The sequence below is a fragment of the Streptomyces sp. NPDC058691 genome (genome assembly GCF_042714775.1).
Taxonomy (GTDB): domain Bacteria; phylum Actinomycetota; class Actinomycetes; order Streptomycetales; family Streptomycetaceae; genus Actinacidiphila.
Map to the genome: position 1 here is coordinate 1 of NZ_JBHXSO010000012.1, position 22,901 is coordinate 22,901.

Consider the following 22,901-nt stretch of genomic DNA (forward strand, 5'->3'; position numbering starts at 1 on the left):
CGGCACAACATGTGGCAGATCATCCGTGAGCTGGTCACCGGCGGCGTCACCGTCTTCCTCACCACCCAGTACCTGGAGGAGGCCGACGAACTCGCGGACCGCATCGCCGTACTCCACCACGGCACCATCGCCGCCGAAGGCACCGCCGAAGAACTCAAGCGCCTCATCCCCGGCGGCCACGTCCGGCTCCGCTTCACCGACCCGGCCGCCTACACCGGCGCTGCCACCACACTGCCCAAAGCCACCCGCGACGACGAATCCCTCACCCTCCAGATCCCCAGCGACGGCAGCCAACGCGACCTGCGCGCCCTCCTCGACGAACTCGACGCCACCGGCATCGAGGCCGACGAACTCACCGTCCACACCCCCGACCTCGACGACGTCTTCTTCGCCCTGACCGACACCACCGGCATCCCCCACCAGCCCAAGGAGACCGTCCGATGAGCACCCTGTCCCTCGCCGTACGAGACTCCACCACCATGCTCCGCCGCAACCTCCTGCACGCCCGCCGCTACCCCTCCCTCACTCTCAACCTGCTCCTCACACCGGTCATGCTGCTGCTGCTGTTCGTCTACATCTTCGGCAACGTGATGAGCGCCGGCATGGGCGGCGGCGACCGCTCCGCCTACATCGCCTACATCGTGCCCGGCATCCTGCTCATGACCATCGGCAGCACCGTCATCGGAGCGGCCGTCTCCGTGGCGACCGACATGTCCGAAGGGATCATCGCCCGCTTCCGCACCATGGCGATCCACCGCGGGTCCGTGCTCATCGGGCACGTCATCGGCAGCGTCCTCCAGTCGATCGCCAGCGTGGTCCTCGTCGGCGCCGTCGCCGTCGCCATCGGCTTCCGCTCCACCGACGCCACCGCCCTGGAATGGCTCGCCGCCTTCGGCCTGCTCGCCCTGTTCGCCCTGGCCCTCACCTGGATCGCGGTCGGAATGGGCATGGCCAGCCCCAACGCCGAAGCCGCCAGCAACAGCGCCATGCCCCTGATCCTGCTGCCCCTGATCTCCAGCGCCTTCACCCCGATCGACGCGATGCCGGGGTGGTTCCAGCCGATCGCCCAGTACCAGCCGTTCACGCCGGCCATCGAGACCCTGCGCGGCCTGCTCCTCGGCACGCAGATCGGCAACAACGGATGGCTAGCACTCGCGTGGTGCGGGGCGCTGGCCGCGCTGGGCTACCGCTGGTCGGCGTCGTCGTTCCGCCGCGGCCCCAAGTAGCCGCCCTGCCTTCCCCCCCGCCCTCCCGCCCGGGTGCCCTGCGAAGTCAGGGCACCCCGGCGCGCGTTTCGTGTGGACCGGGGCGCGTGACTTCACAGGGCTGGGGGCACCCCCGGCCGAAGGTTGGGGGAGGGCGGGCCGGCGGGGAAAAAACCTACCCGCACAGCCAGCGCAGCGTCACGCGCGGTCGAACCCCGTGTTGTGGATGAGGACGCCCCCGTCCACCGGCAGCACAACCCCCGTCACCCACGCCGCGTCCGCCGACGCGAGGAACGCGACCGCCGACGCGATGTCCTCCGGCTCGCCGACCCGCCCCATGGGATAGACCTCCGCGAGGCGGTCGAGGTCGTCCTCACGGCCGGCCCACGCGGGAGTGCGGACCGTACCGGGGGCGACGAGGTTGACGCGGACGCCGCGCGGCGCGGCGTGCACCGCGAGGGTGCGGGTGAGCGACGCGAGGCCCGCCTTGGCGGCGCTGTAGGCGTGATTGCCGAAGTTCACGTGCCCGTTGACGGAGCCGATGCTCACGATCGCGCCACGCCCTCCGGCCTCCGCGAGGTACGGCAGGGCCGCCCGCGCGCAGCGCATCGCGCCGGTGAGGGTGACCTCGATGTCCTCGTACCAGTCCGCGTCGAGGAGGTCCTCGAACAGCGCGGGGTCCGCGTGGCACGCGTACGCGTTGTTGACCAGGACGTCGAGGCGCCCGAAGCGCTCGACGGCGTGGGCCATCGCCGCGTCGACCGCGGCCTGGTCCGCCACGTCGCAGGCGATCGCCACGGCCGGGCCGCCGCCGGCCGTCTGTTCCGTGAGTGCGGCCGCCGTGGCGGCCGCGCGCTCCGCGTCGAGGTCGGCGAGGACGACCGCGGCACCCTCGGACATCAACCGCCGCGCGGTGGCCGCGCCGATGCCCTGCCCGCCTCCGGTGACGACGGCGACGTGTCCCGCGAACCTGCGCATGCGCGTGTCCTTCCGCCCCTCGCGGGACGCGATTCGTCCCGCGCCCCCTCTCGCCGCCCTACTCGCGCGTAGCGTAACGTGCACGCACACCAAACGGGAGCGGAGAGGCACACCCATGGCGCTGGACGCGGACGTCGTCGTCGTCGGAGCGGGGCTGGCCGGGCTGGTCGCCACCGCGGAGCTGGCCGACGCGGGCAGGAAGGTGATCCTGCTCGACCAGGAGCCGGAGTCCAACTTCGGTGGGCAGGCGTTCTGGTCGTTCGGCGGCCTCTTCCTCGTGGACTCGCCCGAGCAGCGCAGGATGCGCATCAAGGACAGCCGCGAACTGGCCCTGCAGGACTGGATGGGCACCGCCGGCTTCGACCGCCCTGAGGACGACTGGCCGCGCAAGTGGGCCGAGGCGTACGTGGACTTCGCCGCCGGCGAGAAGCGTTCGTGGCTGCACGCGCAGGGCCTGCGCTTCTTCCCGCTCGTCGGCTGGGCGGAGCGCGGCGGCTACCTGGCCACCGGGCACGGCAATTCGGTGCCGCGCTTCCACATCACGTGGGGCACCGGGCCGGGGGTGGTGGCGCCGTTCGCGCGCCGGGTGCGGGAGGCGGTCGCCAAGGGCCTGGTCGAGCTGCGCTTCCGGCACCGGGTGACGGCGCTGACGACCACCGGCGGCGCCGTGGACGGCGTGGCGGGCGAGGTGCTGGTGGACAGCGACACCGAGCGCGGCAGGCCGAGTTCGCGGGAGATCCGGTCGGAGTTCCGGCTCGGGGCGCAGGCGGTGATCGTCACCTCCGGCGGCATCGGCGGCAATCACGACCTGGTGCGCAAGGCGTGGCCGCAGCGGCTCGGCACGCCGCCGGCCAAGCTGCTCTCCGGCGTCCCGGCGCATGTGGACGGCCTGATGCTGGGCATAGCCGAGGAGGCGGGCGGCCACCTGATCAACGGCGACCGGATGTGGCACTACACCGAGGGCATCGAGAACTGGAACCCGATCTGGGCCCGGCACGGCATCCGCATCCTGCCCGGCCCGTCCTCGCTGTGGCTGGACGCGACGGGCAAGCGGCTGCCGGTGCCCCTGTTCCCCGGCTTCGACACGCTCGGGACGCTGGAGCACATCATGCGGACCGGCCACGAGTACACGTGGTTCGTCCTGACCCAGAAAATCATCGAGAAGGAGTTCGCGCTGTCGGGCTCCGAGCAGAACCCGGACCTGACCGGCAAGAGCGTGCGCGAGGTGCTGCGCCGCGTGCTGCCGGGCGCCCCCGGCCCGGTGGAGGCGTTCAAGGAGCACGGCGTGGACTTCGTCGTCGAGAACGACCTGTCGGCCCTGGTGCGCGGCATGAACGCGGTCACCAAGGACGATCTGATCGACGAGGCCGCGCTGCGCCGAGAGATCGTGGCCCGCGACCGGGAGATCACCAACACCTTCACCAAGGACCTCCAGGTCACCGCGATCCGCGGGGCCCGCAACTACCTCGGCGACAAGCTGAGCCGCACCGCGGCCCCGCACCGTCTGCTGGACCCGAAGGCGGGCCCGCTGATCGCGGTGCGGCTGAACATCCTGACCCGCAAGTCGCTCGGCGGCCTGGAGACCGATCTGGACAGCCGGGTGCTGCGGGCCGACGGGCAGCCGCTGCCGGGCCTGTACTCGGCGGGCGAGGCGGCCGGCTTCGGCGGCGGCGGGGTGCACGGCTACCGCTCGCTGGAGGGGACGTTCCTCGGCGGCTGCATCTTCTCCGGTCGCACCGCCGGCCGCGCGGCGGCCGCCGCCACCGCCTGAGCGGCGGCACGCTCCTCGCCCTGCCGCGTCGCACCGGTGTGCGACCCCGGTCCGTGGACGCCGCGCGCGGGAGGCACCATGGAGGGGAGCAGTGGCGGCGGCGCAAGGCGGGAGTACGGGCAGTGGTGGACGTCCAGGGGGCGGTGGCGGACGGTTTCGAGCCGGTCCGGGAGGCTTTCGTCCGGAACTTCGACGAGCGCGGGGAAGTCGGCGCGGCGGTGGCGGTGTACCGGGACGGCCGGAAGGTCGTGGACCTGTGGGCCGGCGCCGCGGACGCCGATGCTGACGCCGACGCGGACCGCGAGGGTTCCGGGGCGCTCTGGGCGCGCGACACCGCGCAGGTGGTCCGCTCCGCGACCAAGGGCGTGGCCGCGGCCTGCCTGCTCCTCCTGCACCAGCGCGGGCAGCTCGATCTGGACGCCCCGGTCGGGACGTACTGGCCCGAGTTCAAGACGGCCGGCAAGGAGCGGGTGACCGTGCGCGACGCGCTCGCGCACCGCGCCGGCGTGCCGGCGCTGGACATCCCGCTCACCCCGGCGCAGGCGACGGACGGTGTCAGCGGCCCGCGGGCCATCGCGGCGCAGGCCCCGTTCTGGACGCCGGGGGACGACCACGGCTACCACGCGATGACCTACAGCTGGCTGATAGGCGAGCTGGTGCTGCGGGCGAGCGGCGGCCGGTCGATCGGCCGCTACGTGGCCGAGGAGATCGCCCGTCCGCTGGGCCTGGACCTGTGGGTGGGCCTGCCGGCCGGGCAGGAGGCCCGGGTCGGCAGGATCGCCGCGATCCAGGCCCCTGAGGCGCCGCCGGCGGCGGGACTGCGGGCGCGTCCGAAGCGCAACGTGACCGAGGCGTACGACGACCCGGCGTCGCTGACCCGGCGCGCGTTCGGCACGATCGACCCGCTGCCGGACGAGAACGACCCCGGCTACCGTGCCGCCGAACTCGCGGCGTCCGCCGGGATCGCCACCGCGCGTTCGCTGGCCCGCTTCTACGCCGCCCTGGTCGGCGGCCTGGAGGACGGCGGCCCCCGGCTGTTCGCCCCGGCGACGCTCACCTCGGCGCGCACCGCCGAGTCCGAGGGCCCGGACCGGGTCCTGGTGGTGAACACCCGCTTCGGCCTGGGCTACATGCTGCACGGCCCGTCCTCGCCCTTCCTGTCCCCCGCTTCCTTCGGGCATCCCGGCCGGGGCGGCTCGCTGGGCTTCGCCGACCCGGACGCCGGGATCGGCTTCGGCTACGTCACCAACGGCATGCAGAAGAACGTCACCGCCGACCCGCGCGCCCAGGCGCTGGTGCGGGCGGTGCGGGAGTGCCTGCGCTGACGCCGGGCGGAAACGCCGGCGCGATTCCCGCAACGCGATCCGCCACAAGTTGCCCGGGCTCCGGGACCCGCGAACGATGGATGGGTGAGCGACGCCGCGTACCTCCGGTTTCCGCATGTCCACGGCGAGCGGCTGTGCTTCGTCGCCGAGGACGACATCTGGGTCGCGCCCCTGGACGAGGGGCGCGCGTGGCGGGTGACGGCCGACCGGACCCGGGTGGGCCATGCCCGTTTCTCGCCGGACGGTTCGGTGATCGCCTTCAACAGCTGGCGCTCGCTGGACCCCGAGGTCCATCTCGCGCCGGTGGAGGGCGGGCCGGCGAGCCGGCTCACCTACTGGGGCAGCCCCGACACCCGCGTACGGTCCTGGACGCCGGACGGCCGGATCCTGGCCGTCTCGTCGCACGGTGAGCCGTTCTCGCACTACACGTGGGCGTACGCCGTGGCCGCCGAGGGCGGTCCGGGCAGCCGGCTGCCGTGGGGGCCTGTGTCCGACATCGCCGTGCGGGACAGCCCCGGCGGGGAGCACCAGACGCTGCTGCTGGCGGCGACCGCGCCGCACGAGCCCGCCTCCTGGAAGCGCTACCGGGGCGGGGCGACCGGGCGGCTGTGGCTGCAGGGCGAGCTGCTGGTGCCGGACATCGACGGGCACCTGGAGTCCCCGATGTTCGTGGGCGACCGGATCGCCTTCCTCTGCGACCACGAGGGCATCGGCAACCTCTACTCCTGCCGGCCCGACGGCACGGACCTGCGGCGCCACACCGACCACGCCGACTTCTACGCCCGCCACGCGGCGACCGACGGCCGGCGCGTGGTCTACCAGTGCGCGGGCGCGCTGTGGATGGTCGAGGAGCTGACCTCGGACTCGGTCCCGCGCCGCCTGGACATCGACCTCGGCGGTACCCGGGCCGGACGGCGTCCCTACCAGGTCCCGGCCGCCGCCTATCTGGACGGGCTGGCCGTGGACCGCACGGGCCGCGCGAGCGCGGTGTGCGTGCGCGGCAGCCTGTACTGGCTCACCCACCGCGACGGCCCCGCCCGCACCATCTCCGACGAGCCCGGCTCACGGGTCCGGCTGCCGGCGATGCTGGGCGACACCGGCCGGATCGCCTTCGTCACGGACGCCGACGGCGAGGACGCGATCGAGATCGCCGCTCTGCCGGGCCGGCCGGCGGCCCTGGCCGTCGCGGAGATCGCCGACGAGGACGACGCCGTGGCGCAGGCGCTGCGGGCGGCCGAGGAGGGTGACGGGAACGGGACGGACCGTGCGGACGGTGCGGAGGAGCAGGACGGTGCGGCCGGCGAGGGCGCGCGCGCCCCGTGCCGCAGCGGCGGCGCGCGCCTGGCGTGCGGGGAGATCGGCCGGGTGCAGGAACTGGTCCCCTCCCCCGACGGCGAGACGATGGCGGTCGCGGCCCACGACGGCCGGCTGCTCATGGTCTCCGCGGAGACCGGCGCGGTCACCGAACTCGTCCGCTCGGACAACGGCCCCGTGCGCGACCTGGCCTTCTCCCCGGACTCGGCGTGGCTCGCCTGGTCCCAGCCGGTGGTCGGCCGCTCGCTGCGCAAGATCCGCATCGCCCGGCTGGCGGCGGACCCCGAGAGCGGCGAGCGCACGGTCATCGACGTCACCAACGGCCGTTTCGAGGACGAGCAGCCGGTCTTCACCCGGGACGGCCGCTATCTGGCCTTCCTGTCCTGGCGCGGTTTCGACCCGGTGTACGACGTGCACACCGGCGACCTGTCCTTCCCACTGGGCTGCCGCCCGCACCTGGTACCGCTGCACTCGGCGACGCCGTCGCCCTTCGCGCTGCCCGTGGAGGGCCGCCCGCCCGGCGGCGGGCTGGACCCGGCGGGCTTCACCGAGGGCCCGCCGGCGGTGGAGGCCGCCGGACTGCCGATGCGGGTGACGCCGTTCCCGGTGCCCGCCTCCAAGTACAGCTCGCTGGAGGCGGTGCGCGGCGGGCTGACGTGGCTGCGCTGGCCGATCTCGGGCGCGCTCGGCGAGACGTTCGTCAATCCGACCGACCCCTCGGCCCGGCCGACGCTGGAGTACTTCGGCCTGGCCAAGTCCAAGCGGGTCGAGCTGGTCCGGCACATGGACTGGTACCGGGTCAGCGGCGACGGCACGCAACTGGTGGTCTTCGACGAGGGCGAACTGTCGGTGGTGCCCGCCTACGAGCCGGGCGACATGGACTCCACCGTCTACGTCGACATGCGGCGCGTGCTGCACGAGGCGGACCCGCCCGCGGAGTGGCGCCAGGCGTACGCCGAGGCCGGGCGGATCATCCGCGACTACTTCTGGGCCCCGGACATGTGCGGCATCGACTGGCCCGCGGTGCTCGACCAGTACCGCCCCCTGGTCGAACAGGTCTCCACACCCGATGAGTTCGCGGACCTGCTGCGCGAGGTCCTGGGCGAGCTCGGCACCTCGCACGCGTACGTCGCCCCGGCCCGGCGCAACGAGGGACCGCCGCACTACCAGCGGCCCATCGGGCTGCTGGGCGCCAACTTCGCCCACACCAAGGACGGACGGTGGGTGCTGGCCCGCATCCTGCCCGGCGAGTCCTCCGACTCCAAGGCGCGGTCGCCGCTGGCCGGCACCGGCATCCTGGAGGGCGCGACGCTCACCCACGTCGACGGACGCGCCGTGGACCCGGTCGCCGGTCCCGGACCGCTGCTGTCGGCGGCGGGCGGCACCACGGTGGAGCTGACGTTCGTGCCGCCCGGCGACGGCCATCCGCGCCGGGTCGCGGTCGTGCCGCTGGTGGACGAGCGGCCGCTGCGCTACCAGGACTGGGTCGCCAAACGGCGCGCGGTGGTACGGGAGTTGAGCGACGGCAAGTGCGGCTATCTGCACATCCCCGACCTGGGCGGCTCCGGCTGGGCGCAGTTCAACCGCGACCTGCGCATGGAGGTCGTCCGCCCGGCGCTCCTCGTCGACGTACGCGGCAACGCGGGCGGCAACATCAGCGACCTGGTGGTGGAGAGCCTGACCCGCAAGATCCTCGGCTGGGACTGGATCCGCGACGCACAGCCGGTGAGTTACGCGGGCAACGCGCCGCGCGGGCCGATCGTGGCGCTGGCCGACGAGGCGACCGCCTCCGACGGCGACATGATCACGGCGACCTTCCGCCTGCTGTCGATCGGCCCGGTGGTGGGCCATCGCACGTGGGGCGGGGTGGTCGGCATGACCGGGCGGCACCGCCTCGGCGACGGCACGGTGATCACGGTACCGATGAACGCGGCCTGGTTCGAGGCCTACGGCTGGTCGGTGGAGAACCACGGCGTGGAGCCCGACATCCCCTGCATCCGCACCCCGCTGGACTGGGCGGAGGGCCGGCGCACCGACCTGGAGGTGGCGGTCCAGACCGCGTTGGACCTGCTGGAGAAGCATCCCGCCGCCACACCGCCCGACCTGTCCGACCGCCCGGACCGCCGGCGTCCGCCGCTTCCCCCGCGCCGCTGAGGGCCGGTCCCGGCGAAATCCCGCCCCAAGTGCCCGCCGCATGACGCCTATGGCGTTGCGCCGGACCCGGCTTGGCCGCCACACCGTGACCCACGGATCCGTGCCACGGGCCACGCCGTTCGAGCTCGGCACGCACTGGGGCATCGACGACGTCCGCATCGGCCCGACGCACTTCGAGACGGTGCACCCGCTCCCCAGCGGCTCCGACAACCCACTGGCGAGCCGGGGCAATCCCCCCGCAGCGCCCCCGCCCCGCGCGCCGGGCTCGCGCACCCGCCGCGACCACGACCGCCGCACGGAACAGCCCGCCGCAGGCCGCAGGCACGCGGAAGGGGCGCGCCCTCACGGGCGCGCCCCTCGGCGTTCACGCCTGAACCACGCGGTCAGTGGTCCCGGTGCTGCCGCTCGTCCCGCGTCCCGGACTGCTCGCGACCGGTGCCCTTCGGCGACGACGGCGAGGACTGCTTGCCGGACTGACCACCCTGGCCGGGCTGCCGCTGCTGCGTCCTGCCCTGCTCGCCCTGCTGGCGCATCTGCTCGTCGGTCATGCCCTGGGACTTGTCCCGGGTCTGGCCGATCCGCTCCTGCGGGCGGTCCTGCTGGCGCTGCTGCCCGGCCTTGCTTCGCGTGGGGTCGTTCTTGCCCATGATCACTCCTTCGTGATGTGTGGACTGGGCCTCGACCAGGCTGACACGTCCGGACACGCTACGCATTTCGGACGAATGCGCTGCGTGAACAGTGCTGGTCAGAGGGCCCTTTGTGACCGCGCACGCTCGTCGGCCGCGCCTCCTGGGCCCACCAGACCGTGCCGGATGCCGCCCGCCGCCGCGATCCTCGGTTCCAGGCGGCGCATTTCGCGCTGCCCGATCGCACCGCCGATCAGCCCCGGCAGGTACCCGCGCACGGACTGCATGCCGCGCAGCCACCACTGGGCGTAGACATGCGGCGAGCGGCGCGCGATGCCGTCGGCGATGCGCTCCACGGCCGGCTCCAGCGGATACGTGCGGTTGGCGGGCCACGGCAGCCGGCGGCGGGCCTCGCGCATCACGTCGTCCTCGTCGGCGCCGCGCACCATGTCGGTGTCGGTCCAGCTCAGATACCCCACGCCGACCTTCACGCCCTTGAAGCCCACCTCGGCGCGCAGGCAGTGCGCGAACGCCTCGACGCCCGCCTTGCTCGCGCAGTACGCGGTCATCAGCGGCGCCGGGGTGATCGCGGCGAGCGAGGCGATCTGCAGCAGGTAGCCGCGCGAGGCGATGAGGGCCGGAAGGAAGGCGCGGGCGGTGACGACGCCGCCCAGCAGATTGACCTGGACGACCCGGTCGAAGTCGGCCGGGTCCATGGCGAGGAACGGACCGCCGGTCGCGACACCGGCGTTGGCGACCACCGCGTCGACGCGTCCGTAGCGCTCCACGACCTCCTCGGCGACGCGCGCCATCGCCTCCCGGTCGGTGACGTCGGCCGTCCAGTGCCCGGTGCCGGAGCCGATCTCCGCGGCGACGGCCTTGAGTTCGTCCGGCTCCAGACCGACGAGCGCCAGGCGGGCGCCGCGCGCGGCGAGTGTGCGGGCGAGCGTCGCGCCCACCCCGCGGGCGGCGCCGGTCACCACCACGACCTGGCCGTTCAGCGACCTGCTCATGCCGTCTCCTCCTTGACCTGCGCCTGCGGCCGCAGATGGTCCGTGATCAGGGCGCGGACGACGCCCGCGACCGCGGCGGGGGCCTCCAGCGGCGTCATGTGGCCGAGGCCCGGCAGTTCGGTGAGACCCGCGAAGTGGGAGAGCCGGGCGGCCAGCCCCCGGGCGTGCACCGGCGGGGTGAGCTTGTCGTCGGTGCCCACCAGTACGGCGGTCGGCACGCGCAGCGCCGCCACCCCCGCGTCCAGGTTGAGCCCGGCCAGCACCCGGCCCCACGCCGCGCGCTGACGGCGCCCGCAGGCGTGCACGATCCGGGCCGTCGCGGCCACCAGTTCCGCGCTCGAATCCGCGCCCAGGATGCCGTACTTGAGGGCGGCCCGGGTCACCGCGGACTGCGGGCCCAGCGGCGCCGCGCTGATCAGCAGGAAGCGGTGGAAGGCGTCACGGACCCGCTTGGCGCGCACCCGCGGCGGCAGCAGCAGCGTCTCGGCGAGCAGCCGCCCGCTGCCGGTGCTGGCCAGCAGCACCGCGGCGGTACGGGACTGGATCGCGGGCCGGTCGCCGGCCGCCATCGCCGTCATGCCGCCCATCGAGTGCCCGACCAGCACCGCCTGCTCGTCGGCGGGGAGCACGGACTCCAGCACGGCGGTCAGGTCGTCGGCGAGCGCGTCGGTGCTGTAGCCGCCGCGGTGCGGGGTGCCGCTGCGGCCGTGGCCGCGCTGGTCGTAGGCCACGACCCGGTACTCACCGGCCAGTTCGTGGATGAGCGGCGCCCAGAACCGGGTGTTGCAGGTCCAGCCGTGGATCAGCACGACGGTCGGCGCCGCGCCCGGCTCGGGGCCGTACTCCTCCACGTTGATCGAGGTGCCGTCGGCGGAGCGCACGAAGTGTGCGTGCCGGGCCTTGGGCAGGTCGAAGACGCCGCTGGTCACGAAGCCACCTCCACAGGGGCCGGGCGCTGCTCGGGGGCGCCGGCGGTCACGATCGTGTACTCGTCGAGCCTCACCTGGCGGGTGGCGCGCCGGAACTCGGCGGTCGTCCCCGGCCAGACGGTGGTGTTGCGGCCCTGGTCGTCCAGGTACCAGCTGACGCAGCCGCCGGTGTTCCACACGGTGCGCACCATGCGGCGCTGCACTTCCTCGTTCCACGACCGCACCGCCTCCGGCCTGGCGTCCAGCGCGGCGGCGCCGGTGGTGTCCAGGGCCCGCAGGTAGCCGGCGATGTAGTTGAGCGAGGACTCGATCATCAGGATCATCGAGCTGTTCCCGAGACCGGTGTTGGGCCCGATGACGAACAGCAGGTTGGGGAAGCCGTCCACGCTGGAGCCGCGCAGCGCGGCCATCCCGCCCTTCCAGTGCTCCGCCAGCGACCGCCCGTCGGCGCCGAGGACCCGGTCGCCGATCGGCATGTCGGTGACGTGGAAGCCGGTGCCGAAGACGATGGCGTCGACCTCGCGCTCGGTGCCGTCGGCCATGACGATGGTCGAGCCGCGCACCTCCGTGAGCGCGGAGGCCACGACTTCGGTGCTGGGCCTGGTGAGCGCCGGATAGTAGTCGTTGGACAGCAGGATGCGCTTGCAGCCGATCCGGTAGTCCGGGGTGAGTTTCGCGCGCAGCGCCGGGTCCTTGACCGCCTTGGCGAGGTGCGACCTGGCGAGCCGCTGTACGCCGCCCAGCAGCGCCGGGCGCTTGGTGAAGGCGCCCACCTGCAACTCGCGCAGCAGCCACAGCATTCCGCGCCGCGCCTTGGCGGTCGCCGGGACCCTGGCGTGCAGCCAGCGCTCGGCCCGGGTGATGTCCCGGTCCATGCGCGGCATCACCCACGGCGGGGTCCGCTGCACCACGGTCAGGCTCTCCACCTCGGGCTGGATCGCCGGCACGATCTGGATGGCGGAGGCGCCGGTGCCGATCACGGCGACGCGCTTGCCCTTGATGTCGTAGTCGTGGTCCCACTGCGAGGAGTGGAAGACCGCGCCGGGAAAGGCGTCCAGGCCCGGGATGTCCGGCAGCCTGGGGTCGGAGAGCGGGCCGCCCGCCGAGATCAGGACGTTGGCGGTCAGTTCGCCGCGCGAGGTGGTCACGTGCCAGTGCTGCGCCTCGGTGTCCCAGCGCGCCTGGCGGACCTCGGTGTCCAGCCGCAGATGGGGGCGGAGGCCGAAGGTGTCGGCGACGCGCTCCAGGTACGCCCTGATGTGCGGCTGGCCGGAGAAGGTGCGCGGCCACTCCGGGTTCGGCGCGAACGAGAAGGAGTACAGATGCGAGGGCACGTCGCACGCGCACCCCGGGTAGCTGTTGTCGCGCCAGGTGCCGCCGACGGAGTCGCGCCGCTCCAGCACGACGAAGTCGGTGATCCCCTCGCGGCGCAGGCGCACGGCCGCGCCGAGCCCGCCGAAGCCGGATCCGATGACTGCCACCCGTACGTGTTCGCTGCGCTCGGCCATGCCGCCGCCTCTCGGTGCCGCCCTTGAGCCTGATCGCGCCAGTGTTCACTGGCATGGTCGGAGGGTAGACCAGAGAGCGTTACCAGCGGTAGAGGTCGGACCGCGCGAGTTGCCCCGGCGCACCGCATAGGCTGGCGGGCGTGGCAACGCACGAGCGCGAGTACCGGATGGACGAGCTGGCCGAGGCCGCCGGAGTGCCCGTCCGCACCGTCCGCTTCTACCGGGAGCGCAAACTGCTCCCCGCCCCGCGCCGCGAGGGCCGCATCGCCTGGTACAACGAGCACCACCTCGCCCGGCTCCGCACGATCACGGCCCTGCTGGAGCGCGGCCACACCCTCGGCGGCATCGCCGAACTGATGGACGCCTGGGAGAGCGGCCGCCACGACGTCGGTGAACTGCTGGGCCTGGACCCGGTCCTGAACACCCCCTGGTCGGAGGAGGAGCCGCTGCGGCTGACCCCCGAGGGACTGGCCGACTTCTACGGGGAACAGGCCACCGCCGAGAACCTGGCCACCGCCTTGGACATCGGCTACATCGCCGTGGACGGCGATGACGTCGTGCACGTCAGCCGCCGGCTGCTGGAGGCCTCGTCCGCGCTGGTCAAGGAGGGCATCCCGCTCGCCGAGGTGCTGGCCGCCGGCCGCGACATGCGCCACCGCATGGACCTGCTGGCCGAGCTCTTCGTCGAACTCGCCCACACCCACGTCCTCCCCGACGCCGAGGCCGACCTCCAGGCCGGCGACACCACCCGCCTCACCGAGGCGATAGCCCGGCTGCGCCCGCTGGTGAAGGCCGTCGTCGAGGCGGAACTCGCGCTGGCGATGGACCGCCGGCTGCGCGAGGAACTCAAGGGTTAGCCCACGCGCCGACCCCCGGGGAAGCTACCGTTACCCAGAGTGACCGTGACTTCACAGACGGGGGTTGACGTGACGGTGCCCAATGACAAGCGATCCGTGAGCATGGCGATCTTCGGCGACCTCCTCAAGGCCCTCCGCGAGGGCAGGGGCGTCACCCTCGACGCACTGGCCGCGCACACGGGTTACTCGAAGTCCCTGGCCGTCAAGATCGAGTCCGGCGAACGCCTCGCGAGCAAGGCGTTCATCGACAAGGCGGAGGAACTGCTCGGCTCCGCCGGGGCCTTGCGGGCGGTGGCGCCGCACCTGTCGCGCGAGAAGCTGCCCGCGGGTTACGGCGAGTACGCGGACGAGGAGGCCCGGGCGACCAGCATCGGCTTCTACGACGCCCACGTGGTCAACGGGTTGCTGCAGACCGAGGCCTACATGCGCGCGGTGTTCAACGCCCGCTGCCCGGCACTCGAAGAGGACGAGATCGACCGCTGGACGGAGGGCAGGCTCGCCCGCCAGGCGCTCATCACGCGGAAGCCGGTGTGCATGCTGTCGTTCGTCCTGGAGGAGTGGCTGCTGCGCCGTCCCGTGGGCGGACGGCAGGCCATGAAGGAGCAGTTGGGGCACCTCTTGGAGCTCGGAGGGCGCCGCAACGTCCAGATCCAGATCATGCCGTCCCAATACGAGGTGCACGCCGGGTTCGACGGTCCCTTCACCTTCCTTGAGAGCCTGGATCGCCAATTGCTGGCCTACGCTGAGAGTCAGGCCGGTGGGCTGCTCACCGACGACCCGGAAAGGGTCAGCCTCCTTCACCAGCGCTATGGCATGATCCGGGCGCAGGCCCTGACCCCCGAGGACTCGGCAAAGCTGATCGAGCAGATTGCGGGCGAGTTGTGAGCGCACTCGTGTGGATCAAGTCCAGCTACAGCGGAAGCGACGGCGGCCAGTGCGTCGAGGTCGCGGCCTGCCCGGCCGCCGTGCACGTGCGGGACTCCAAGGACCGGACCGGGCCCACGCTCTCGTTCGCGCCCGACGCGTGGGCCGCGTTCGTCGCGTTCGCCGCAAGTAGCCCCGCCGGGGCGATAGTTACCAAGCGGTAATCACCGCGTCGGCTTCCGCTCACCCGGGCACGCGAGCGTACAGGGCATGACAACCCTCAAGCCCTTCAGCTTCAGACGCGCCGCCGTCACCGTGGCGATCGTGGCCGCCGGGGTGACCGGCCTCGCGCTTCCCGCGTCCGCGCACGCCGCCGAGGCGCCCCCGCGCGTGAGTGCGAGCGCGTCCGTCGACTACGCCGCCTGGCAGCGGGACGTCCGCGCCGTCATCGACCAGGCGCACACCTACGTGCAGGACCGCACCACGAACCCCGCGGGCGGCGAGAAGCTCGCGATCGTGCTGGACATCGACAACACCTCGCTGGAGACCTACTTCGACTGGTGGTTCCCGCAGGCCGTCGCGCCGACCCGGGACCTGGCCCGCTACGCGGACGCCCGTGGCGTGGACATCTTCTTCGTCACGGCGCGGCCGGACTTCATCTACCCGGCCACGTACTACAACCTCGACCACGAGGGGTACCCGGTCGCGGGCCTGTACGGCCGCTCGATCCCGGACCTCTTCGCCGAGGTCAGCGCCTACAAGACGGCACAGCGCGCCGCGATCGAGAAGCGCGGGTACACGATCATCGCGAACATCGGCAACAACACCACCGACCTGGTGGGCGGCCACGCCGAGCGGACGTTCAAACTGCCGGACTACGACGGCGCGCTCGACTGAGGGGGCCCTCCTTCCGCCGACGCCCGGGGAACGACCGTTCCCCGGGCGTTCACCATGTCCTCATGCCGATGCTTGGTGCGGGCTTTACCTGCGTCCTACCTTCGCGAAGTTCAGTTCGCCCGAAGTAGACGAGGTATAAATGTCCCTCCGGCATGCAGTCGCCGCCCTGGCAGTGGTGCCCGCGCTGGTGGTCCCCGCGACCGCCCAGGCGGCCACGGACCACCATCACCACCACGTTCCGTCCCAGAAGAACCACTTCGACCTGCAGGCCCACCGCGGCGGTCTGGGCATGACCACCGAGGAGTCCCTGGAGGGCTTCGGCAAGGCCCTGCGCCTCGGTGTGAGCACCCTGGAGCTGGACACCCACGTCACCAAGGACGAGAAGGTCGTCGTCAACCACGACCGGCAGATCAGCGCGCAGAAGTGCAAGGACACCGCTCCGGTCACGCCGGGTGACCCGATGTACCCCTACGTCGGGAAGTACATCAAGGACCTGACCCTGGCCCAGATCAAGACCATGGACTGCGGCTACCAGCAGCTGCCCGGCTTCCCCGAGCAGGAGCAGATCAAGGGCTTCCGCATGGTGGAGCTCAAGGACGTCCTGAACCTGGTCAAGAGCTACCGGGCCAACAAGGTCAAGCTCAACATCGAGACCAAGGTGGAGGCCGGCGCGCCCACGCAGACCGCGCCCCGCGAGCTGTTCGTGCGCCGTGTCTTCGAGGAGATCCACCGTTCGGGCATCGAGAAGCAGGTCACCATTCAGTCCTTCGACTGGGGCGCGCTGAACGAGATGCACAAGCTCGCGCCGAAGTACCCGCTGGTGGCGCTGACCAACTTCGACTTCCTCCAGGTCGGCAAGCCCGGCGCCTCCCCGTGGCTCGGCGGCATCGACGCCGACGACTACGACGGCGACTTCGTCAAGGCCGCCGCTGCCATCCCCGGTGTCACGGCGCTCTCGCCGGTCTACGGCCTGCCGCAGAACGGCACCGTGGCGGACCCGAACTTCAAGTTCTACGTCAACAAGAAGATGGTGGACGACGCGCACTGGCGCGGCCTGCGGGTCATCCCGTGGACCTGTGACGACCCCGCCACCATCAAGGCGCTGCTCGACATGAACATCGACGGCATCATCACGGACTACCCGAACCGCGTCCGGGACATCATGGCCGAGCGCGGCATGCGCCTGCCCCGCGCCTACAAGGCGCCGCGCCACTGACGACCGGCGCCCCAGGCACGCGAACGCCCCCGGAACCGCGCGGTTCCGGGGGCGTTCAGCGTTCACATCGCCGAACCGGCCGGCTGGCCCGCCGCCACCGGCTCGTTCTCCTCGGGGTGGACACACTTGTACAGGCACTGGGTGCGGGAGAGCGCGAAGACGCCGTAGGTGAGCAGGGCGAAGCCCAGCACCGCGGGCAGCAGCCACAGTCCGGTCCGCGGCTGCTCCCCGTAGAGGATCACCCCGAGGGCGAAACCGGCCACGGCGTCGCAGAGGGTCAGGGCGGGCTGGGAGGCGATGAGCGGGCCGCCCTGCATGGCGGTGCCCAGCAGGAAGAGGGAGAAGCCGCCCGCGGCGGCGAAGGCGTAGGTCTGCCAGGACAGCAGCCAGGCCGAGATGCCCTGGTGGCCCAGGATGTCCATGGACGACTTGATCAGCGCGGCCGTCAGCGCGTTGCCCACGGCCGCCGCCGCGCCGAGGCAGGCCGCGCGGGTCAGGCCGATGGGGCGCCGCAGCCCGGCCAGCACCAGCGCGGCGCCGAGCCCGCCGACGATGAGCAGCGTCGGCACCCACCAGTTGCCCGGCACCTGTTCGCGCCCTCCGGCGGGCGCCAGGGAGAACAGGAAGACGCCCAGGCCCACGGCGATGCAGCCGACGCAGAGCCAGGCCTTGTTCGACAGGTCGACGTGGAAGACGGCCCCGCCGATCACCAGGGCCAGCGGCAGTTCGAGGATGAAGACCGGCTGCACGGTGGCGAGGGAGCCGGTGCCGAGGGCGAGCGCCTGGAAGACCGCGGCGCCGATGACCGCGAGGATGCCGGCGAGCCAGACCGGGGTGCGCAGCAGGTCGCGCATCAGCCCGAGGCGCAGCGAGGTGGAGGCGGGGACCTTCAGCACCGCCTGTCGTTGCAGCACCGTCCCGAGCGCGTTGCTGCACGCCGCGATGACGGCGAAGAGGACCGACAGGATCATGTCGGCTGCACCACTCCCGTGCCTCCGCTGGGTCGTTCCTGGTCCGGCTCGGGACTTGTCCGCGGTGCCAGTAACGCCCGCTACGCCCCGGATGTCCGGTCAAAGGATCAGTCTAACGTCGTCCGCACGGGCACCGCCCGGGCTCACAGGGCGGCGCGGCTGCCCGTGTCCACGGCCCGCGTGGAGGACGCCGCCCGGCGCGCGTCGTCGCGGACCTCGTCGGCGGTGAGGACGTACCCGGTGGTGGCGTCGGTGGTGGAGCGGGCGAAGACCACCCCGTAGACCTGGCCCGCGGTGTCCAGCAGCGGGCCGCCGGAGTTGCCGGGGCGCACGACCGAGCGCACCTGGTAGATGTCGCGGGTGACGACACCGTCACCGTAGATGTCCTGGCCGGTGGCGCGGATGCGGCCCGCCACCGTCGCCGCCCGCAGGTCCAGGGAGCCGTCCTCGGGATAGCCGGCCACGACCGCGCCGTCGCCGCGCTCGGCCTTGTCGGTGAAGTCCAGCGCGGGGGCGCGCAGCCCGGGGACGTTCAGCACCGCGATGTCCTTGCCGGGGTCGAAGAGCACGACGGAGGCCCGGTACGCGCGCCCGGCGCCGCCGATCTGGACGGCGGGGGTGTCGACGCCCGCGACGACGTGGGCGTTGGTCATGACGTGCTCGTCCGCGTAGACGAAGCCCGTGCCCTCCTGGCCCTGGCGGCGGCCGTCCACGAAGGCGATGCCCTCGATCTTCACCGTGCTGCGGGCGGCGGCCCGCGTGGCGGCGTCGGTGACGCTGTCGCCGGACGGCGCGGGCACCCCGTTGACGGGCTCGGACTCGAAGGGGTTGAAGACCTGCGGGAAGCCCGCCTGGGCCAGCGCGCCGGTCGCCCTGCTGAACCAGCTGGGCGCCTGCCGCGGCATGGTGTCCTGGACGGCGCCGAGCACCGCGGAGCCGCGGATCGACTGGGCGAGCAGGTTGGAGGAGGCGGTCACCAGGACGCTCGCGGCGACCCAGGCGACCAGCAGCACCGCGACCGCGTTCGCCGCCGCCCCGCCGACCCCGTCGAGCCAGCGCAGCGGCCCCCAGTCCAGTCCGGTGCGCACCTTCCAGGCGACCCCGGAGGCGACGGCGTGGCCCGCGGCCGCCGGGATGAGGACGGTGAGCAGGGCGACGAGCGTGGCCCGGGGGGTGCCCGGCTCGACGTACTGGAGCACGTACGGCAGCAGCCACACACCGATCACGGCGCCACCGAGGAAGCCGGCGAGCGAGATGGTGCCCGCGACCAGTCCGCGCCGGTAACCGGCGACCGCGTAGGCGACCGTCAGCAGGATCAGCAACAGGTCGAGCAGGTTCAACCGAGAGGCCTTTCCCGAAACCGTATGGACCCGTAAAAACGCACATTAACCGACCATCGGTTCCCTTTTGTGTCGCACCGCACGCGCTGTCTGCCCGAAAAGCCAAACGAACGGCCCGGTTCCGGCCTCCGTAGAGATCTACGGAGGCCGTCACCGGGCCGTTCATCGCGCCGTACCCCGTCCCCACGGGTGGGCGCGCACGGGACCGTCCCACCGCTCTAGGGGGGTCCCGCAGCTGAGGGAGATCCGCGTCACATGTGCACGACGGGCGCCGCGCCGGCGTCCTGCCGCGGCACCCCGCGCCGGTAGAGCAGGAAGCTGATCACCAGGCCGGCCCCGAAGAAGACGGCCGCCCACCAGTAGGCGGTCGAGTAGCTCTCCAGCGCGGCGTTCGCCTTCACCAGCGGGTCGGCCGGGTCCTTGCCCGCGACGTAGTCCGTGGCGGCGCTCGTGGCGAGGGTGTTGAGCAGGGCGGTGCCGATCGAGCCGCCGATCTGCTGCATGGCGTTGACGGCGGCGGACGCGACGCCCGCGTCCTCGGCGCTGACACCGGTGGTGGCCAGGTTCATGGCGGGCGGGAAGATCAGGCCGATGCCGAGGCCGATCACCAGCAGCGGCGGCAGGACGTCGGTGGCGTAGCCGCTGTCCAGGCCGAGGCCGGTCAGCCAGACCAGGCCGGCGGCCGCGAGACCGAAGCCCACCGGGACCACCGGCTTGGGGCCGATGCGGGGCACCAGCACCACGGTGGCCACCTGGGCGCCCACCATCAGCGCGGCGACCAGCGGCAGGAAGGCCAGGCCGGTCCTGACCGCCGAGAAGCCGAGGGTCAGCCGCAGGTAGTAGGTCAGGAAGAGGAAGACCGCGAACATGCCGGCGCTGGAGACCAGCGAGGCGGCGAAGGAGGCGCCGCGGTTGCGGTCGAGCAGCACGCGCAGCGGCAGCAGCGGGTGCGCGGCCCGGGTCTGCCACCAGGTGAAGGCGCTCAGCAGCAGCGCGCCTGCGACCAGGTAGCCCCAGGTCTGCACGGAGCTCCAGTCGTGGCTCTCGGCGTTGGAGAAGCCGTAGACCAGGGCGAACAGTCCGATGGTGACCAGCAGCGTGCCGGGCAGGTCGATGGTGGCGCCGGGCCTGCGGCGGCCGCGCTGCAGCAGGGTCATGCCGCCGAGGAAGGCGACCACGGCGAAGGCCAGGTTGACGTACAGGGTCCAGCGCCAGTTCAGGTACTCGGTGAGGACGCCGCCGAGCAGCAGGCCGACGGCCGCGCCGGATCCGGCGATGGCGCCGTAGATGCCGAACGCGCGGGCGCGTTCCCTGGGCTCGGTGAAGGTCGTCGTCAGCAGCGACAGCGCGGCGGGCGCCAGCAGGGCGCCGAATCCGCCCTGCAGGGCGCGCGCGGTGACCAGCATCTCGAAGCTGCCGGCCGCGCCGCCGAGCGCGGAGGCCGCCGCGAAGCCGGTGACGCCGATGAGGAAGGCGGTCTTGCGGCCGAAGAGGTCGGCGATCCGCCCGCCGAGCAGCAGCAGGCTGCCGAAGGCGAGGGCGTACGCGGTGACGATCCACTGCCGGTTGCCGTCGGTGAAGCCGAGATCGGCCTGCGCGGAGGGCAGGGCGATGTTCACGATGGTCGCGTCCAGCACGACCATCAGCTGGGCGACGCCGATGACCGCCAGGACCCACCAGCGCCTGGCGTGGCCGTCGTGATCGCCGCGCGTCCCCTCGGCGGGGGGTGCGGCGACGCCGGCGCGGGGCTCGGCGGTGCTCTGGGACATGGGGACGTGCTCCCGTCGTTCGGAAGAGGCGTTGGACAGGGGTGGTCGTGGAGGTACGATCGGCGATACGAAACCGTTTCGTACACTTGGAGCCTAGGCCCCGATCCATCGAAACGCAAGAGTTTCGATCGCATGGCCGCGGCGCGCTGCCTAGAGTGGGTGCGAAGCGAACGAGGAGGTGCGTGCCGTGGCCGACCAGCACACGGGAGATCGCCCGGAACAGGCGATTTTGCAACGGATCAGCGCGATGGTCTCCGACGAGCGGACGCTGCGCGAACTGCTCGCCGCGGGCCGGATCGACGGCGTGACCGAGCGGGACCGGCTCGACGCACTGGAGCGCGAACTCGACCAGTGCTGGGACCTGTTGCGCCAGCGCCGCGCGAAGACCGAGGTGGGCGAGGACCCGGGGCAGGCCCGCGTGCGGCCCTCCGGCACGGTGGAGGGCTACCAGTCGTGAGCGCCGTGCCGACGATCACCGACTCCCCCGAGACCCGCCGCTACGAGGCGCGCGTGGAGGGCAGACTGGCCGGATTCTCGGCCTACATCCGCACGCCCGAGATGATCGCCTTCCTGCACACCGAGGTCGACCCGGAGTTCGAGGGCCGCGGCGTGGGTTCCGCGCTCGCCCGGCAGGCGCTGGACGAGGCCCGGGAGCGCGGGCAGAGCGTGCTGGCGGCGTGCCCCTTCATCGCGGGCTGGATCGCCCACCACCCGGAGTACCAGGAACTGGAGTACACGCCCCGCAGCGTGGTCAGCGACTGAGGCCGGCCGGCGCGGCCCGCCGTGTCAGCGGCGGAAGCCCAGGGCCGGCAGCACCACCGCGTCGATGTAGCGGTGCATGAAGTCCGCGTCGACCTCCACGTCCTCCAGCAGGCGGCGGGTGATGACGGCGCCCAGCATCATGTGCGGCATGAAGACGGCCGCGGGGTTGTCCGCCGGGATCTCCCCGCGGTCGGCGGCACGCGCGAGCAGCTGCCGCATCCCGGCCAGCTCGGGGTCGACGAGGTGCTCGCGCATCGCCTCGGCGAGGTCGGGACTGGTGGCGGAGGCGTGCGCCAGCCCCCTGATGAGCGAGGTGTCCACCTCGGAGCCGTCGCCGAACCCGTCGGCCATCGCGTGCAGATCGCCGTCGAGGGAACCGGTGTCGACCGGGGCGTGCGCCGGCTTGGTGCAGTGCAGCGCGGTGACCACCAGCTCCGGCTTGCTCTTCCACTGCCGGTAGAGGGTGGCCTTGCTGGACCGGGTGCGGGAGGCGACCGCGTCCATGGTCAGTGCCTCGTAACCGACCTCGCGGAGGAGTTCGATCACCGCCTCGTAGAGCTCCTGTTCGCGCTCCGGCGTCAGGCGGGTACGCCGCGCCGGGGCGCTCGCGTCCGTGGTCATCTCGGCTCTCCGTCTCTCGTCCCCTGGGAAACGGTTTCGTATCCAACGACAATATGGCACCGCCCACCGAAACCGAAACGTTTCGATGGGCGGTGGGGGACGTCCGGGCCGTGCGGGGCCGCCCGGCGGGGCGGCCCGGACGGGCGCCTCAGGCCAGCGACGCGGTGAGGGTGATCGCGGTGCCCGCGAGGGCCTGGCTCACCGGGCAGTTCGCCTTGGCGTCCTCGGCAGCCTTGATGAACTCCGCCTCGTCCAGACCGGGCACCTCGCCGACCACGGTCAGGTGGATGCCGGTGATGCCGGTGCCCGGCTTGAACGTGACGTCGGCCTGCGTGCGCAGCTGCGTCGGCGGGGTCTTGGCCCGGGACAGGCCGGCGGACAGGGCCATGGAGAAGCAGCTGGAGTGCGCGGCGGCGATGAGCTCCTCCGGGCTGGTCTTGCCGCCCGGCTCCTGGGAGCGGGCGACCCACGTGACCGGGTACTCGCCGATGCCGGAGGAGTCGAGGGTGACAACTCCGCTTCCCTCGATGAGGGAGCCGTCCCACACGGTGTGGGCGACGCGCGTGGTCTCGCTGGGCGTGGTCATGGTGGATCCTTCCGATGTGTGGCTCGGTTCGCCTCCGGAGCGCTCCCCGGGCATGTACGGCGTTCCGGCACCTGGGCGCCGGCCTGCGGCGGGTCCAAGTCTCCACCACGGGCCGCCGCTTCGCGATGTGATCCCCGGCCGTTCCGCGGGCGTGTTGCCCCTGTCAAACGGACCGTCACCCACACGAGTGGCTGT

21 protein-coding genes and 1 pseudogene are annotated in these 22,901 nt (G+C 72.5%); 12 read left to right on the forward strand and 10 right to left on the reverse strand.

The window, feature by feature from the left end; translation table 11 throughout:
* A pseudogene (locus ACFWVC_RS10905) lies at nucleotides 1-444 on the forward strand (ABC transporter); the annotation flags it as partial.
* Nucleotides 441-1,226, forward strand: coding sequence for an ABC transporter permease (locus tag ACFWVC_RS10910; protein WP_384281985.1), 786 nt, complete (start codon nucleotides 441-443; stop codon nucleotides 1,224-1,226). The pseudogene ACFWVC_RS10905 and the gene ACFWVC_RS10910, both read left to right, overlap by 4 nt.
* 177 nt (nucleotides 1,227-1,403) lie before the next feature.
* On the opposite strand, the gene ACFWVC_RS10915 is transcribed toward ACFWVC_RS10910, so the two are convergent.
* Nucleotides 1,404-2,183: an SDR family NAD(P)-dependent oxidoreductase gene (locus tag ACFWVC_RS10915; protein WP_384281988.1), complete on the reverse strand. Its 780-nt coding sequence runs from the start codon at nucleotides 2,181-2,183 to the stop codon at nucleotides 1,404-1,406.
* A 115-nt stretch (nucleotides 2,184-2,298) separates the two neighbouring features.
* On the opposite strand from ACFWVC_RS10915, the gene ACFWVC_RS10920 reads away from it, so the two are divergent.
* The 3 genes from ACFWVC_RS10920 to ACFWVC_RS10930 all read left to right on the forward strand — a co-directional run bounded on the left by ACFWVC_RS10920 (nucleotide 2,299) and on the right by ACFWVC_RS10930 (nucleotide 8,747).
* Nucleotides 2,299-3,954 carry an FAD-binding dehydrogenase gene (locus tag ACFWVC_RS10920; protein ID WP_384281990.1) on the forward strand — a complete coding sequence of 552 codons (1,656 nt, stop codon included), beginning with the start codon at nucleotides 2,299-2,301 and terminating at the stop codon, nucleotides 3,952-3,954.
* A 122-nt stretch (nucleotides 3,955-4,076) separates the two neighbouring features.
* Complete coding sequence (locus ACFWVC_RS10925; protein WP_384281993.1) at nucleotides 4,077-5,279, forward strand: serine hydrolase domain-containing protein; 1,203 nt, start codon at nucleotides 4,077-4,079, stop codon at nucleotides 5,277-5,279.
* Between the two features lie 84 nt (nucleotides 5,280-5,363).
* Nucleotides 5,364-8,747, forward strand: coding sequence for a S41 family peptidase (locus ACFWVC_RS10930; protein ID WP_384281995.1), 3,384 nt, complete (start codon nucleotides 5,364-5,366; stop codon nucleotides 8,745-8,747).
* Nucleotides 8,748-9,130: 383 nt separating this feature from the next.
* Here ACFWVC_RS10930 and ACFWVC_RS10935 read toward each other — a convergent pair whose 3' ends face one another.
* The 4 genes from ACFWVC_RS10935 to ACFWVC_RS10950 all read right to left on the reverse strand — a co-directional run bounded on the left by ACFWVC_RS10935 (nucleotide 9,131) and on the right by ACFWVC_RS10950 (nucleotide 12,823).
* A complete protein-coding gene (locus ACFWVC_RS10935) occupies nucleotides 9,131-9,394 on the reverse strand; it encodes a hypothetical protein (RefSeq protein ID WP_384281997.1) in 264 nt (87 codons plus the stop codon).
* Between the two features lie 98 nt (nucleotides 9,395-9,492).
* Nucleotides 9,493-10,386 carry an SDR family oxidoreductase gene (locus ACFWVC_RS10940; RefSeq protein WP_384282002.1) on the reverse strand — a complete coding sequence of 298 codons (894 nt, stop codon included), beginning with the start codon at nucleotides 10,384-10,386 and terminating at the stop codon, nucleotides 9,493-9,495.
* A complete protein-coding gene (locus ACFWVC_RS10945) occupies nucleotides 10,383-11,315 on the reverse strand; it encodes an alpha/beta fold hydrolase (protein ID WP_384282006.1) in 933 nt (310 codons plus the stop codon). Before ACFWVC_RS10945 ends, ACFWVC_RS10940 begins: the two co-directional genes overlap by 4 nt.
* Nucleotides 11,312-12,823 carry a flavin-containing monooxygenase gene (locus ACFWVC_RS10950; RefSeq protein ID WP_384282010.1) on the reverse strand — a complete coding sequence of 504 codons (1,512 nt, stop codon included), beginning with the start codon at nucleotides 12,821-12,823 and terminating at the stop codon, nucleotides 11,312-11,314. Before ACFWVC_RS10950 ends, ACFWVC_RS10945 begins: the two co-directional genes overlap by 4 nt.
* Before the next feature lie 167 nt (nucleotides 12,824-12,990).
* On the opposite strand from ACFWVC_RS10950, the gene ACFWVC_RS10955 reads away from it, so the two are divergent.
* The 5 genes from ACFWVC_RS10955 to ACFWVC_RS10975 all read left to right on the forward strand — a co-directional run bounded on the left by ACFWVC_RS10955 (nucleotide 12,991) and on the right by ACFWVC_RS10975 (nucleotide 16,657).
* Nucleotides 12,991-13,680 (forward strand): MerR family transcriptional regulator, encoded by a 690-nt coding sequence (locus ACFWVC_RS10955; RefSeq protein ID WP_384282515.1) that lies wholly within the window; start codon nucleotides 12,991-12,993, stop codon nucleotides 13,678-13,680.
* A gap of 102 nt (nucleotides 13,681-13,782) precedes the next feature.
* The gene (locus ACFWVC_RS10960; RefSeq protein ID WP_384282518.1) at nucleotides 13,783-14,565 is read left to right on the forward strand and encodes a helix-turn-helix domain-containing protein; all 783 of its coding nucleotides are present in this window, start codon (nucleotides 13,783-13,785) and stop codon (nucleotides 14,563-14,565) included.
* Nucleotides 14,562-14,768 carry a DUF397 domain-containing protein gene (locus ACFWVC_RS10965; RefSeq protein WP_384282015.1) on the forward strand — a complete coding sequence of 69 codons (207 nt, stop codon included), beginning with the start codon at nucleotides 14,562-14,564 and terminating at the stop codon, nucleotides 14,766-14,768. Before ACFWVC_RS10960 ends, ACFWVC_RS10965 begins: the two co-directional genes overlap by 4 nt.
* A 46-nt stretch (nucleotides 14,769-14,814) precedes the next feature.
* Complete coding sequence (locus tag ACFWVC_RS10970; protein WP_384282020.1) at nucleotides 14,815-15,441, forward strand: HAD family acid phosphatase; 627 nt, start codon at nucleotides 14,815-14,817, stop codon at nucleotides 15,439-15,441.
* A 139-nt stretch (nucleotides 15,442-15,580) separates the two neighbouring features.
* Complete coding sequence (locus ACFWVC_RS10975) at nucleotides 15,581-16,657, forward strand: glycerophosphodiester phosphodiesterase family protein (protein ID WP_384282025.1); 1,077 nt, start codon at nucleotides 15,581-15,583, stop codon at nucleotides 16,655-16,657.
* Between the two features lie 62 nt (nucleotides 16,658-16,719).
* On the opposite strand, the gene ACFWVC_RS10980 is transcribed toward ACFWVC_RS10975, so the two are convergent.
* The 3 genes from ACFWVC_RS10980 to ACFWVC_RS10990 form a co-directional block, all read right to left on the reverse strand.
* Complete coding sequence (locus ACFWVC_RS10980; protein WP_384282028.1) at nucleotides 16,720-17,628, reverse strand: DMT family transporter; 909 nt, start codon at nucleotides 17,626-17,628, stop codon at nucleotides 16,720-16,722.
* A 143-nt stretch (nucleotides 17,629-17,771) separates the two neighbouring features.
* A complete protein-coding gene (locus ACFWVC_RS10985; RefSeq protein ID WP_384282030.1) occupies nucleotides 17,772-18,968 on the reverse strand; it encodes a MarP family serine protease in 1,197 nt (398 codons plus the stop codon).
* A gap of 251 nt (nucleotides 18,969-19,219) precedes the next feature.
* Nucleotides 19,220-20,737 carry an MFS transporter gene (locus ACFWVC_RS10990; RefSeq protein WP_384282034.1) on the reverse strand — a complete coding sequence of 506 codons (1,518 nt, stop codon included), beginning with the start codon at nucleotides 20,735-20,737 and terminating at the stop codon, nucleotides 19,220-19,222.
* A gap of 187 nt (nucleotides 20,738-20,924) precedes the next feature.
* Between ACFWVC_RS10990 and ACFWVC_RS10995 the strand changes: the two genes are divergently transcribed.
* Nucleotides 20,925-21,194, forward strand: a complete 270-nt coding sequence (locus ACFWVC_RS10995) for a DUF2630 family protein (protein ID WP_384282037.1) — start codon at nucleotides 20,925-20,927, stop codon at nucleotides 21,192-21,194.
* A complete protein-coding gene (locus tag ACFWVC_RS11000) occupies nucleotides 21,191-21,499 on the forward strand; it encodes a GNAT family N-acetyltransferase (RefSeq protein WP_384282043.1) in 309 nt (102 codons plus the stop codon). The genes ACFWVC_RS10995 and ACFWVC_RS11000 overlap by 4 nt, the downstream gene beginning before the upstream one ends.
* Nucleotides 21,500-21,523: 24 nt before the next feature.
* On the opposite strand, the gene ACFWVC_RS11005 is transcribed toward ACFWVC_RS11000, so the two are convergent.
* On the reverse strand, nucleotides 21,524-22,120 hold the full coding sequence (locus tag ACFWVC_RS11005; protein WP_384282048.1) for a TetR/AcrR family transcriptional regulator: 597 nt from the start codon (nucleotides 22,118-22,120) through the stop codon (nucleotides 21,524-21,526).
* Between the two features lie 148 nt (nucleotides 22,121-22,268).
* Nucleotides 22,269-22,706, reverse strand: a complete 438-nt coding sequence (locus tag ACFWVC_RS11010; RefSeq protein ID WP_384282053.1) for an OsmC family protein — start codon at nucleotides 22,704-22,706, stop codon at nucleotides 22,269-22,271.
* Nucleotides 22,707-22,901 lie beyond the last annotated feature (195 nt).

Bases quoted from the DNA above. Each gene is read 5' to 3' on its own strand.
- ACFWVC_RS10910 (WP_384281985.1), top strand. From the start codon at position 441: ATGAGCACCCTGTCCCTCGCCGTACGAGACTCCACCACCATGCTCCGC.
- ACFWVC_RS10915 (WP_384281988.1), bottom strand. From the start codon at position 2,183: ATGCGCAGGTTCGCGGGACACGTCGCCGTCGTCACCGGAGGCGGGCAG.
- ACFWVC_RS10920 (WP_384281990.1), top strand. From the start codon at position 2,299: ATGGCGCTGGACGCGGACGTCGTCGTCGTCGGAGCGGGGCTGGCCGGG.
- ACFWVC_RS10935 (WP_384281997.1), bottom strand. From the start codon at position 9,394: ATGGGCAAGAACGACCCCACGCGAAGCAAGGCCGGGCAGCAGCGCCAG.
- ACFWVC_RS10940 (WP_384282002.1), bottom strand. From the start codon at position 10,386: ATGAGCAGGTCGCTGAACGGCCAGGTCGTGGTGGTGACCGGCGCCGCC.
- ACFWVC_RS10950 (WP_384282010.1), bottom strand. From the start codon at position 12,823: ATGGCCGAGCGCAGCGAACACGTACGGGTGGCAGTCATCGGATCCGGC.
- ACFWVC_RS10955 (WP_384282515.1), top strand. From the start codon at position 12,991: ATGGACGAGCTGGCCGAGGCCGCCGGAGTGCCCGTCCGCACCGTCCGC.
- ACFWVC_RS10960 (WP_384282518.1), top strand. From the start codon at position 13,783: ATGGCGATCTTCGGCGACCTCCTCAAGGCCCTCCGCGAGGGCAGGGGC.
- ACFWVC_RS10970 (WP_384282020.1), top strand. From the start codon at position 14,815: ATGACAACCCTCAAGCCCTTCAGCTTCAGACGCGCCGCCGTCACCGTG.
- ACFWVC_RS10975 (WP_384282025.1), top strand. From the start codon at position 15,581: ATGTCCCTCCGGCATGCAGTCGCCGCCCTGGCAGTGGTGCCCGCGCTG.
- ACFWVC_RS10980 (WP_384282028.1), bottom strand. From the start codon at position 17,628: ATGATCCTGTCGGTCCTCTTCGCCGTCATCGCGGCGTGCAGCAACGCG.
- ACFWVC_RS10990 (WP_384282034.1), bottom strand. From the start codon at position 20,737: ATGTCCCAGAGCACCGCCGAGCCCCGCGCCGGCGTCGCCGCACCCCCC.
- ACFWVC_RS11005 (WP_384282048.1), bottom strand. From the start codon at position 22,120: ATGACCACGGACGCGAGCGCCCCGGCGCGGCGTACCCGCCTGACGCCG.
- ACFWVC_RS11010 (WP_384282053.1), bottom strand. From the start codon at position 22,706: ATGACCACGCCCAGCGAGACCACGCGCGTCGCCCACACCGTGTGGGAC.